Annotated in this window: 9 protein-coding genes and 1 pseudogene; 2 read left to right on the forward strand and 8 right to left on the reverse strand. The window is 49.9% G+C overall.

What is annotated here, in order from left to right; all coding sequences use genetic code 11:
• Positions 1–166: 166 nt before the first annotated feature.
• From DESTI_RS17615 to pstS (DESTI_RS17645), 7 genes are all read right to left on the reverse strand, one after another.
• Positions 167–754: a hypothetical protein gene (locus DESTI_RS17615; protein ID WP_014811323.1), complete on the reverse strand. Its 588-nt coding sequence runs from the start codon at positions 752–754 to the stop codon at positions 167–169.
• A 312-nt stretch (positions 755–1,066) separates the two neighbouring features.
• Positions 1,067–1,648 carry a DJ-1/PfpI family protein gene (locus DESTI_RS17620; RefSeq protein WP_014811324.1) on the reverse strand — a complete coding sequence of 194 codons (582 nt, stop codon included), beginning with the start codon at positions 1,646–1,648 and terminating at the stop codon, positions 1,067–1,069.
• A gap of 240 nt (positions 1,649–1,888) precedes the next feature.
• Positions 1,889–2,947, reverse strand: a complete 1,059-nt coding sequence (gene pstS, locus DESTI_RS17625; RefSeq protein WP_014811325.1) for a phosphate ABC transporter substrate-binding protein PstS — start codon at positions 2,945–2,947, stop codon at positions 1,889–1,891.
• A gap of 19 nt (positions 2,948–2,966) precedes the next feature.
• Positions 2,967–3,800 carry a phosphate ABC transporter ATP-binding protein PstB gene (pstB, locus tag DESTI_RS17630; protein ID WP_014811326.1) on the reverse strand — a complete coding sequence of 278 codons (834 nt, stop codon included), beginning with the start codon at positions 3,798–3,800 and terminating at the stop codon, positions 2,967–2,969.
• Entirely contained in the window at positions 3,797–4,777 is a 981-nt protein-coding gene (gene pstA, locus DESTI_RS17635) for a phosphate ABC transporter permease PstA (protein ID WP_014811327.1), read from the reverse strand. The genes pstB and pstA overlap by 4 nt, the downstream gene beginning before the upstream one ends.
• A gap of 4 nt (positions 4,778–4,781) precedes the next feature.
• Positions 4,782–5,753, reverse strand: a complete 972-nt coding sequence (gene pstC, locus DESTI_RS17640; protein ID WP_014811328.1) for a phosphate ABC transporter permease subunit PstC — start codon at positions 5,751–5,753, stop codon at positions 4,782–4,784.
• A gap of 169 nt (positions 5,754–5,922) precedes the next feature.
• The gene (gene pstS, locus DESTI_RS17645; RefSeq protein WP_014811329.1) at positions 5,923–6,966 is read right to left on the reverse strand and encodes a phosphate ABC transporter substrate-binding protein PstS; all 1,044 of its coding nucleotides are present in this window, start codon (positions 6,964–6,966) and stop codon (positions 5,923–5,925) included.
• Positions 6,967–7,781: 815 nt separating this feature from the next.
• Here pstS (DESTI_RS17645) and DESTI_RS17650 point away from each other — a divergent pair.
• On the forward strand, positions 7,782–10,232 hold the full coding sequence (locus DESTI_RS17650) for a spermidine synthase family protein (protein WP_014811330.1): 2,451 nt from the start codon (positions 7,782–7,784) through the stop codon (positions 10,230–10,232).
• 250 nt (positions 10,233–10,482) lie between these two features.
• A pseudogene (locus tag DESTI_RS31795) lies at positions 10,483–10,635 on the forward strand (ATP-binding protein); the annotation flags it as partial.
• A 7-nt stretch (positions 10,636–10,642) separates the two neighbouring features.
• On the opposite strand, the gene DESTI_RS17655 reads toward DESTI_RS31795, so the two are convergent.
• Entirely contained in the window at positions 10,643–12,598 is a 1,956-nt protein-coding gene (locus DESTI_RS17655; RefSeq protein ID WP_014811331.1) for a PAS domain-containing sensor histidine kinase, read from the reverse strand.
• Position 12,599 lies beyond the last annotated feature (1 nt).

Consider the following 12,599-nt stretch of genomic DNA (forward strand, 5'->3'; position numbering starts at 1 on the left):
TTCGAAAGAAAGGGCTTTCAGCGGAGAATTTTGCGGGGTCTATTCGTCGCAACGCGATGTTAAGAATTCCAGATTCGAAAGAAAGTGAAACCGTACCGGGGTTAGAGAAAGGAACCACTTTCAAGAAGTTCCTTTCCGATTTTCTTCTTTGGTTACGGAATCGCATCTATTCCCTGGGACACGTATCCAAGTACCGTTGTCTATGCTTCTGCAGGACGGCTCGGAAATCCTGATTTCCTGCAACACTGCCGCGGAGCCGAACTGCCGATGCGGCATCCCAGGCCAATCCTTCGTAAATGTTCTGAATCTTGGAAACTCTGTGAGTTCCCGAATACGGCTGCAACTTGGAGTTCAATTTGTTTATGGCCGCGCGCATCTTCGTTTCGGCAGCATCGGGACTTGAGCGAAACGCCTCGTCCACTTCGTTGAAGAAAATTCCAACTTCCTTGCAGATGACACGGGTTAATTCTTGTTCACTGAATTCCTTAACCGGCTTCTGCTTTGGGGCCGCTTCTTGTTTCGAAGCTTCCGTCTCAGCCTTCTGGTTTTCGGGAATCACTACAGATTCCAGCATAACTCTCCTCAATTCGTAAACCAGATTTCTTAGGTCTCGGACTTCATCTCTTAACTGAGACACGTCTTTTCTGACCTGATCGAGTTGAGAAAACATGTCCTGCGAGTGGACCGCCGGTGCAGTCCCCAGAAACAAAACAGCAGAAACGACAAGAATAAGACTTGCTCTCACGTTCAGCATGTGCCGCCCCTCCGCAGATATTTGCAGGTACACTACACCAGCTCAAAATCCAAGTCTACACGATTTATGCGTTTGTAAGTAAGGCTTCAGTCTCGGGCGGTGGTTTGAGAGTATTTTGTCTGAGTACGTAGATATCGTTGAGCGAAGCGAACCGCCGTTGATGCCGGAGACGTTTGAATGCCTGTCATTGCGAGCGAAGCGAAGCAATCCTCTGAAGTGCAGGCACGTATCAGGAGATTGTCCCGCGAGACGCGGGATCGCTGCGCTCCTCGCAATGACATGTCCCATTTTCTTCTTTCGTTGGAAATCGTATTACGGCTCGATCTTGGTCCCCAGCACTTGGAGAAACTTGGCCAGCCAGTCGGGATGAGCAGGCCAGGCCGCGGCTGTGACCAAATTGCCGTGTACATATGCCTTGTCATAGCCCACGTCTACCCAGGTGCCCCCTGCACTATTCACGTCCGGTCCCACGGCAGGATATGCCGAACATGTCTTGCCTCCAACAACGCCGGCCGCAGCGAGTACCTGGGCTCCGTGACAGATAGCTGCTATCGGCTTGTTCGTTGCATCGAAATGCTTCACTATTTCGATCACTTCAGGGTTCAGGCGAATGTATTCCGGAGCACGCCCTCCCGGGATAACGAGAGCATCATACTCTTCGGCCTTCACATCCGCGAATGTGGCGTTAAGAGTGAAATTGTGACCGGGCTTTTCACTGTAGGTCTGGTCGCCTTCAAAATCGTGGACTGCAGTACGGATCCTGTCACCTGCTTTTTTATCCGGGCAAATCGCATGGACCGTATGGCCGACCATGAGCAAAGCCTGGAAAGGAACCATCACTTCATAATCCTCGACGAAGTCTCCCACAAGCATCAAAATCTTCTTGATTCCCATAGTCACCTCCCTGTGTTGTGATGCACAAATAGATCGGGTGTAATACCGATTTGTTTTTCTTTTTGTAATCTGGCAGGCTTGAGGTATCCTTCGCTGCGGACGACGCAAGGCCGTCTAATCACTCCGCTCAGAACACCTCCGCCTTCGCCATCTCATATGCATAATTGCGAAATGGTATAATGTCATTTTATTGTAATCGAAAAAAGGAAACAAAGGAAATCTTTTGCTTTCTGCTGCTTGTCAACGGACCTCATCAACTGCTTTGGTCGCAAGTCCCACTATACGGGTCGGCAGACTGCAGAATCCGAGCGCCTCACTGTAGTGCTGTCCCTCATCCAGGGCCCAGTGTACAAAATTCTTCACCAGCCCCCCTTTTGCTCCGTCAGAGTAGGTTTCGTAGAGCATTAACCAAGTATATGTCACTATGGGATAGGAATTCTCACCCGTAGGGTCCGGCAGAAACATGCGCAGGTTAGCAGGCATGTGCTCTGCAGAGTTCATCAGGGCTGCCTGCCCATTTGATGGCAGGGGCTCAACAAACTTACCGGACTTGTTCTCTACCAAGGCAAAGGCCAGGCCGGCTCGCTGCGCGAATCCGTATTCAACGTAGCCTATGGCTCCATCACTCATCTTGATTCGGCCTGCAACCCCTTCGTTGCCGCGTGCGGCCATGGCATTGGGCGGCCAATTCACGAGCTTGCTGACGCCGGGACCACGGTCGCGCCATTCCTTGCTCACGGCACTGAGGTGGTTGGTAAAAGCAAACGTAGTCCCACTGCTGTCCACTCGCGTGACGAGGATGATGCTCGCGGCCGGAAGGCTCAGGCCTGGATTCGCTTGCTGTATTCGAGGATCGTTCCAGGTCTTGATCGTGCCTGCAAAAATACCTACATACACATCTCGCGGAAGCCTGAGTATGCCGTTGAGGCCTTTCAGATTATATGCGAGTACGATAATGCCCGCAGTAGCGGGGATCAGTTTGACTCCCCTGTTGACCTTGGTCATTTCTTCATCGGACATAGCTGCATCGCTTGCACCGAAATCCACCTGTTCCTTGAGAAACCTTTTGGTTCCTTCTCCGCTGCCGACAGATTCATAAAAAATGGCTTTATCAGGATTGTTCTTCTGATATTCCTCGATCCATTTACGGTAAAGGGGGGCCGGAAATGTCGCGCCAGCTCCGGAAATCTGTACTTCAGCCTGAGGTTTCGTAGTTTCCGGAGCGTTCTGCCCACAGGCAACGAGGAACAATGCTATTAGTGTCATTACAATAATAATGGACTGTGACCGAGCAATCATGATGGAGCTCCCTAGAAAATTAACTGAATTGACCGCTCACGTACTCCTTCGTCAGTTCTTCTTGAGGATCGTTAAAGATCTGTTCGGTTGGACCATTTTCCACGAGAAAACCGGTCCTTCCGGCTTTGGAAATGTCTACGGAGAAAAAGGCTGTCTCATCTGCTACACGCATTGCCTGTTGCATATTGTGGGTAACAATTGCAATCGTGTATTTTTCTTTGAGTTCCAGCATTAACTCCTCGATAACACGCGTGGCGATCGGATCCAGAGCTGAACACGGCTCATCCATGAGCAAAACAGAAGGCTCCGTCGCAATTGCTCGTGCAATGCAAAGGCGTTGCTGCTGTCCACCGGAAAGGGAAAGCCCTCCGTTCCGCAGTTTGTCCTTTACTTCGTTCCAGAGTCCGGCACGTGTTAAGGCGTTTTCCACCTTTTCATCCATGACGCCCTTGAAACGATTCAGCCTGAGCCCAAATGCCACGTTTTCGTAAATACTCATGGCGAACGGATTGGGCTGCTGGAACACCATGCCTATGTACCGGCGAACCGCTACAGGATCGATCTGAGGCGCGTAAATGTCCTGACCGTGAAAGAGCAGTTCGCCCTTGAAGCGAAAAGAACGTATGAGATCGTTCATGCGGTTGATGCATCGAAGCACCGTACTCTTCCCGCATCCGGAAGGGCCGATGAATCCGGTGATCTTTCGAGATCCTATATTTATCTCGCTGTCGCGAACCGCAAGAAAATCGCCATAGTACAGTTCATCAATTTTGCATTTAATTGCGACTTCATTTTGACCGCCAATCGGCGACAGAGTCGCTCCATGCTGTTGGGATTTCCCGTTGGCCTTCATTTTACAGCTCCTTTATTATTCCCCTGCCGCCCTATGACTCTTTTCACAACGAGCAACATGGTTACCATTTGTTCTTTGCGTTGGCCGATTGTACGGCTGATGATGTTGAGGACGAGAACGAGAGTAACGAGCACTAGCGAAGCGGTCCAGGCGAGTTCGATTTGATTCTCGTACGGCATGCCGGAAAAATTGTAGATTAATACTGCAAGAGATGCCGTAGGTTGCATCACATCAACCCCCCCCTCGAACAACCAGTAACTGCTGAACAAAGCAGTGAACAGCAACGGTGCTGTCTCGCCGGCCGCCCTCGCGACTGCAAGCATTACCCCTGTGATAATCCCCGGCATAGCAGTTGGAACGACTACTTTCCATACCACCTGGCTTGGTGTGCATCCCATACCGTGTGCAGCGTCCTTCATGATCCGAGGGACCATTTTCATGGCTTCTTCGGCAGTCAGCATTACAGTCGGGATCATAAGCAACGAAAGAGCAATGCCACCAGCCGGTGCGGAATACGTTCCTGTCACGAGGACAACCGCTGCGTAGGCGAAAACGCCTGCAAGGATTGACGGCAAACCGGTCAGTGTCTTGGCGCAAAACCGTGCCACTTGTGAGATGCGGCTATCAGGGCCAAATTCTGCAAGAAATATTGCCGCCATTATGCCCAGAGGCACGCTTATAAGCATTCCTATACCGACCATAACTATTGTTCCGATAATAGCATTGCCGAATCCGCCGCCCATCTCAAAGGCTGTGGGGGGTAAAGAGCTAAGGGTTTCCCAGCTCAGTCTCGTTCCCCCGCGAATGATCAGCATGATAAGAACGGAAAAAAGCGGTACGCACGCTATTATTGCGAGGATCCACGTCCCCAGGCTAAGGAGAGCGCTGATCATAGAACTCCTCTCAAAAAAGGAGCGCTCTAATTTCGGCAATTGTATCTCCGCTGTTTCTTGTCGTAGAGGTTGCGTAGGGCTCATTGTCTCAGCTCCGATGTTGGCTGGTCAGTGTGATTATGGCCTGACCGATAACATTGACTACAAGGGTGATGACCAGAAGGACAATAGCTGCATACATCAGAGCCTGCGTCTCAACGGTTCCCGCTTCCGGAAAGTTCAACGCAAGGAGTGCAGCGAGCGTGTTCGCAGGAGAAAAGAGAGACAGACTGATCTGATTTGAATTTCCAACCAGCATGGCCAGTGCCATGGTCTCACCCAAAGCCCTACCCAGTCCAAGCACCAGTGCGCCGAAAATGCCGTGAGATGCCGTCGGAAGCATGACTCTCAGGATCGCCTGCCAACGTGTCGTTCCCATGCCGTACGCAGCTTCTTTCACTTTGTGGGGAATGGCCAGCAGGGAATCCTGCGAGATCGCCGCGACAGTGGGCAAGATCATAATGGCAAGCACCAGCGCTGCTGGGAGCATTCCCGGACCGGCCAGAGAAGTGCTGAAGAAGGGAATCCAGTTCAGCTTGTCGTACAGAAAATCAGTTACAGGCCTCACGAGAGGAATCAGAACAAAAATGCCCCACAATCCGTACACAACACTGGGGATAGCAGCCAGCAATTCAATGATATTCTTGAATACGACTTGAAGAGTGGGAGGCATGAAATCCTGAGTCAGAAAAATTGCTATGACAATACCGGCAAATCCGCCTATCAAGAGCGCCAAAAGCGAACTGTACAGTGTTCCCCAGATGTGAGGCAGAATGCCGAAATGGGCTTTGTTGGCATCCCACGTTGTGTTTACCAGGAAACTCAGACCATATTCCCGCATCGCAGGGATCGCTTTCCCCCCTATCTCCCACAGGATGATGAAGAGCAGCAGGATAACGGCCGCAGTACATCCCCACGTTAAATAATGAAAACCGGTGTCTGACCACATTTCGGCTTTCGTGGGAGGAGATGAAATAGACTCTTCGTCAACAATTACTCGTACAAGATGTCTTCCAAGCATGAGCTGTCACCATCGAATTCCGGAAAAGGGGAAAAGCCGCCTGTAAAAAGGCCGCTCTTCTCTCTATGATTCTGCCTAGTAATAGTGATGCGTTTCCGTGAATACGAATCAGGGTTGGGCGCAGAGAATCCGAAAGAGCCGATCCTGATTCATCGACAGGAAGGGCAGATCACTTTATGTTGTTCGACGCTTTTATGACCTCTTTAATAACGTTGTCCGGCAAAGGAATGTAGCCCAATTTTTCGGAATTCTTCTGCCCTTCCGTCAAACAATATTCAACGACTTTGCGACAAATTTCAGCCTTCTTGGGGTCTTCATATTTCTTGTAAAACATCATCCAGGTGTAGGTGACAATGGGATAAGAGTCATCACCATCCGGATCCGGCAACCAGGCACGCATGTCTTCCGGGAGTTGCACTTTCGACAGAGAAGCGGCTCCGGTCTCAGGGGTCGCTGCCACGTACTTGCCGGCTTTATTTTGGAGGAGAGCCGTAGGCGCTTTGGTCAAAATGGCATAGCCGTATTCTATGTACCCGATTCCTCCCGGGGTCTGTCGTATGGTTGCGGTGACACCGTCGTTCTTGGGAGCGGCCACAATCTTGTCGCTGTCGGGCCACTTTACGGTGGTACCGAACCCTGGACCTTTCGACCACTCTTCGCTGATGGCGCTCAAATGTTTGGTGAAAACGAATGTAGTGCCGCTGGCGTCAGCCCTTCGAACGACGGTAATATCCAGGTCGGGCAGCTTTACTCCCGGATTTTCCTTGCCTATCAAGGGATCGTTCCACTTCTTGATCTGCGCCATAAAAATCTTGGGGTACACTTCACGGCTCAGTTTCAGAGGCTGTGAAAGGCCCGGAAGATTATAGGCTATTACAATGCTTCCTGCGGTCATGGGAAGCAACTGGACTCCTTCTTTTACCTGGGCAATTTCCTCGTCTGTCATGGCAGCATCACTGCCGGCAAAATCTACAGTGTGATTTATGAAATCTTTGATTCCTGCCCCGCTCCCTTTGCCCTGGTAATTGATCTGGACATCCTTATAGGCCTGATTGTATTGTTTGAACCATGTCGAATAGATAGGAAACGGAAATGTGGCACCGGAACCGGTCAATCGAACGTCGGCAATTGCCGAACCGGCAAACAATATTACGATAAAACACGAGATTACTGTCAAGACAGTAGAGAACTGCTTGCCCACCATTTTCTTCATTTGTATCCTCCCTTTATTCTTACCGCACGTGCCTCCTGCATCTTACGTTTCCAAGCCATCATTTGGGGCGCGTTTATAAAACAACCTAGGGAGAGAGTATTAGGAAAGCGTTATTGAAATGTGAGCTTATCGTCAATGTGGATCCTCAACAAGATGGTACCACATTTTTACCAATGTTTCATAGACTGAAGAAAACAGCAATGTAGCTTTTTGCAACATAGAGATTACAATAATGGAGGCAACGCGAAGACATGCACGATCGAATGCGCCAGATGGACACCCATGGAGACTTTCAATCAGGTGGACACACAAGGGACTGTCAGGAAATCATACAGAACACTCTGTGATCGATTTTTGGATCGGACAAAGCGATTATTCGGGTCACGTACAATTAACAGGCTTTGACCTCCCGAGACGAACCTGCTCGAAGGACAATCTCTCCATAACAAATTTTGAATAAGCCTGCTCATATCGATTCGCTTTTTCTTCTCCATAATCTGGCAGGCTTGAGGTATCCTTCGCTCTGGACGACGCAAGGGCGTCTGATCACTCCGCCCAGAACACCTCGGCCTTCGCCATCTTATATGCGTAATTACGAAATGGTGTCAAGCGAACTATCCCGTGACAATTTCAATAGTTGGCTCTAAAAGTTCTTCAATTCTGACGAATGCTTTCCCCCCCTGCCAGGAGCCCGAAAAAGCTTTATCTTTTTCGGAATTCCGTAGTAAAAATACGTTACTTTGGGGAGCTGGGACAAGTTTTAAGTATAACTTCCTTTTGTGATAACTTTTTGAAAGTAGAGGGGAATCATCTCAATGACAATGGATACGCGCATTAATCGCGCAGGCTATGTCGGACTCTTTATCGTAGCTTCGTCTGCCTTGATGTATGAAATTCTGCTTACACGCATATTTAGCGTTACCATGTGGTACCATTTCGCGTTTATGGTTATTTCCATAGCCATGTTCGGTTTGACGGTGGGAGCAGTCTGTGTCTACCTTTATCCGAAATTCTTTCCTCGAGAGTTAACAAAATACCACCTGTCCTTGTACTCACTGCTTTTTTCAATTTCAATGGTTGCGAGCTTCGTCATCCAACTGTACGTCCCTTTTTCCTTTCCCTCGGATGACATCCTGTCGCTTTCCGTCGTGGCCAATTGGCTGTTCTGCTATTTCGTCATCTCTGTCCCTTTCATCTTCGGTGGCATTTGCACGTGCCTGGCGCTTACAAGATTCCCCATGCAATTGAGTAAATTATATGCCGCTGACCTCGCAGGGGCGGCTGCAGGGTGCGTCATCATCATTGTCTCTCTGGAGACTACGGACGCGCCCACCACATTGATTTTTATTGCAATTTTTGCCTGTACGGGTGCGTTGTTCTTCCTTTACGGAGAGCAATTCAAGAGATTGACTGTTGCGGGACTCTTCTGCCTTGTATCCCTCAGCCTGTTGGCCGCAGGCCACTCCTGGTTGACCAGGGAAGGTACTCCATTATTGCAGATCAAGTATGTGAAAGGTGCGCTCGAACCACCTTCCCTCTATGAAAAATGGAACAGTTTTTCCCGGGTGAAGATCTTCGGCGATCCTGACTTCATGTGCACTCCTTTCGGCTGGGGATTGAGTCCGAAACCCGTCGGCGATACCCGCGTGCGACAATTGTGGCTCAATATCGATGCCCATGCAACCACGATACTGACGAAGTTTGATGGGGATATTCGGCCGCTCTCCTATCTGAAGTGCGATGTAACCAACTTGGCTCATTGGATTAAGCCGAATGCGGACGTTCTCGTCATTGGGGCAGGAGGCGGCAGAGATCTGCTTTCAGCACTCGTATTCGACCAGAAATCCGTATTGGGTGTTGAGATGAATCCCGCTATAGTGTCGGCTGTCAACGGTCCATTCGGAGAGTTTTCGGGACATTTGGACAAACATCCCAAGATTCGGTTTGTCGTGGACGAGGCTCGCAGCTATGTCGCACGTGAGAACGATCGGTTCGATATTATCCAAATATCGTTGATCGATACGTGGGCGGCTACTGCCGCAGGCGCATTCGTATTGACCGAGAATTCTCTTTACACTCTGGAAGGGTGGAAGATTTTTCTCCAACACCTCACGCCTGACGGCATTATTGCCGTCTCTCGAGGCAGCGCCGCGGAGAACTACCGAGTTGCGTCACTTGCGCGAGCAGCGCTCCTCTCCCTGGGAGTGTCCGAACCGGAAAACAACATAGCTGTTGTCAAGTTTCGAACGGTGGCGACAACTCTCGCATCCAGATCTCCGCTGTCTGCACATCAGCTCGATACTCTTGAAAATGTGTCCAAAGAAATGGGGTTCAACGTTGCATACAGCCCTCGAGGGGGAACGGATAAGTTTTATCCCCCTATAGTGAAAGGTGAAAATACGGGATCTTTTGAGGATCGTTACCTGATCGATCTGGCTCCTCCTACGGACGACAAGCCTTTCTTCTTCCACATGCTGAGGCCAACGGACTTTTTCCGCTTTTGGACCATGAGCGACAATTTAGGAATGGGGCGGAATGCAGGAGCAGTACAGATTTTGCTGCTCGTGATCATTGTTGTGACTATTCTAACAGGAGTATTCATCCTTTTGCCGATCTTCGCCAAGGCAGGCCTGCCTGTGTATCGGAAAGCCGCTCCGTTCATGCTCTTTTTTGCAGGGATAGGCCTGGGCTTTATGTTTGTAGAGATATCTCAATTGCAGCGCTTCAACATTTTCCTGGGGCATCCTTCGTACAGCCTTTCGGTCGTGCTTTTTACGTTACTCCTGTCGTGCGGATTTGGCAGCTATCTGACGTGGAAAGTCGATACGACAAGATCCTTTCGACCGACAGCGGTGAGGCTTATCATGCTGCTCGGAGCATTGCTCTTTTTCGGGCTCCTCACTCCGAAAATCATACAAACCTTTCAGGCATCCGCCACGGTGGTCAGAATATTAATCGCGGTCGGCATTCTGACCCCGCTGGGATTATTCATGGGGATGGCCTTTCCCCTGGGAATGTCTGTCGCGTCCAGGACCCATCCGAACCTTGCGCCATGGTTATGGGGAGTCAACGGTGCAACATCGGTGTGCGGGTCCGTGTTGGCGCTTGGTGTCGCACTCTTTTTCGGAATCTCCACAGCTTTCTGGCTGGGTGCATGCTGCTACGTTATCAGCGGTATTGCCCTTTACTTCTCAATTTCCGGCAAGCAGACGGATTCGACGGCGGAAGAGTGTGCGGATCAGGGGGTTAGCTCACAGGTGGCGTAGCAGAGTCTCAAAACTAAAAACCCCCAGAAAAGCTTTAGCTCTTCCGGGGGCCCGAAGTAAAGTAAAGTTACTCTCTGGAGCGGGAAAACGGGATTTGAACCTTTTTCACTGCCAAGTAATAGTCATAATATCAACCTATTACCTTATCATAACTGCTATTGCAGACACTTTGCAGAATCGATTGTCCTGACGCTAGCTGGACCTTTCGCAACCCACTGGTATTTAAGTGAGGATACCTTATGAGTCCCCGAATCTTGAATTCTCAAAATGGCCCCAGGTGTTCCACAGCGAACAACTCACCGCAGCGCTTCTGGATCGCCTTACCCATCACGCTCACATCCTGACCATGAACGGAGAGAGCTATAGGTTCAAACAGAGCATGTCCAAAAAGAAGAAACAATGATTCTATGTTAGTCATGCTTGAGGTCTATTCGGACTTCAGCCCCCCGGCATCCTTCCAAAGTAATTTCGCCTCGAAATCTTTTGGCGAAAGCCTGTACGAGCTTAAGACCCAATGAAACACTCTTTTCCACGGTGTAATTCTCGGGAAACCCTACACCATCATCACGCACAACCAACTGATACTCGTTCCCTGAGATCCTCCGCAGAGTTATTTCTATGACACCTTCGCCCCCTTTGGGGAAGGCGTGCTTCAGAGCGTTTGTCACGAGCTCCGTTAGGATAAGGCCGCACGGAATAGCATTATCAATATCGAATACTACTGGCTGCATTTTTGTTGTAAGTGCTATTCTAGTATCTTCGTCACTTTGGAAGCCGATTAGGTCCTCCGCGAGTTCCGACAAATATTCGTCCATTCTGATTTTGCCCAGATCATCCGATTGGTATAGTTTCTCATGGACACGAGCCATCGCAAGAACGCGTGCCTCCGCCTCTCTGAGGCTCGCCCTATGGTCCTCGTCAGCAATGTGGTCGGCCTGAAGAATGAGGAGCCCCGCAATCATTTGAAAGTTGTTTTTGACCCTGTGATGTAGTTCCCTGAGAAGCACTTCTTTCTCTATAAGGGAAGCCTTGATCTGGTCCTCGGCTTTCTTGCGTTCTGTGATGTCCTGGTGATGCCACAACTGGCCATAGCGGTTCCCGTCGATGAATATAGGAACGAAATCTCGTAGATAGGTCCGTCCATCGCTCATAGCGACTTCCTCAGCCTTTACCGGGCGTTGCTGAGCAACAATCTCCTGTATGCGAGCGACGGCTTCGGCAGGCGGGGCGTAAGAATCCCGGATTTTTTGAATCATTTCGCTCGGCGACAGCCCATGCAGGCCGCTGGGAACATCGTCCAAATCGAACATGTCACAGAAAGCTTGATTGGCAAACTCGATCTTGCCTTCTTCTGACACGAGCAGCACTCCAGAATGCAAGCCTGAAAGCATAGTGTAGAATCGTTGGAACGTAGCTCTTAGAATATCTTCCGTCCGCTTGCGCTCACTTATGTCTCTTATGACGCCGCAAATGTGCCAACAATCAGTAGATTCATCGTGAATGAGCCGAGCGTTAGTAGAACACTGTGTCACTCTTCCATCCTTGCACTTGAGAGAAAGCTCATGGTCCGAGACCGCTCCATCTTCAGAGAGCTTGGCAATGAGCAATTGTCTTTCCTCAGGAACATGATAGATGCTCAAAATCGATGAGCCCACTAATTCCTCTCTTGAGAAACCAAGGACGGTCTCGACTGATGGACTGACTTCCACCACTGTGCCGTTGAGAAGGGTTTCCATATAAACATCCTGAATGTTTTCAAAGACTCGCCGGTGTCTCTCTTCACTCTCCCTAAGCGCTTCTTCCGCTCTTTTCCGTTCCGTGACATCTTCGAGCAGTCCGATTCCTCCGACCACTGATCCGTCTTGAGACACCATCGGGGCAAACTCGCACTTGATCGCTGAAGTCTTATTTCCCAGGACGGACGTGTAGTAATCTTCGTAATGGCTGTCTTCACCGGAGAGAGTCTTCCTAATTGCAGCAATGGCGTGCCGATCTTTCAAGTCTGCAAACAGATTCAGTCTGATGACATCTTCTCTCGAAGCGCCGATCACATGTGCGAAATTGCTGTTACAAGCTGTGACTGCTCCGTGGTGGTCGAAATGGATGACCCCGATCGGGGCATTTTCAAAAATTAGCCTGTACTTCTCCTCAGCCTGCCTTAACTGGTCGTTCAAATTACGGAGTTGGCTTTGCATGATATCACCGATGTTGGTCAAGCGCATTGATTGGCTGAGCAGCTTCCTGTATTTGTCCAAGAGGTTCCGATAGTGTGACGGCCATGCGTCATCCGAAGGAGCCAAGCATTCAATGAGTTCTTCGGCTGTTCGTATGGTTTCCTCTTCTTCGTGGAAAAGACTGTGATTCATA

The sequence above is a fragment of the Desulfomonile tiedjei DSM 6799 genome (genome assembly GCF_000266945.1).
Classification (GTDB): Bacteria; Desulfobacterota; Desulfomonilia; order Desulfomonilales; family Desulfomonilaceae; genus Desulfomonile; species Desulfomonile tiedjei.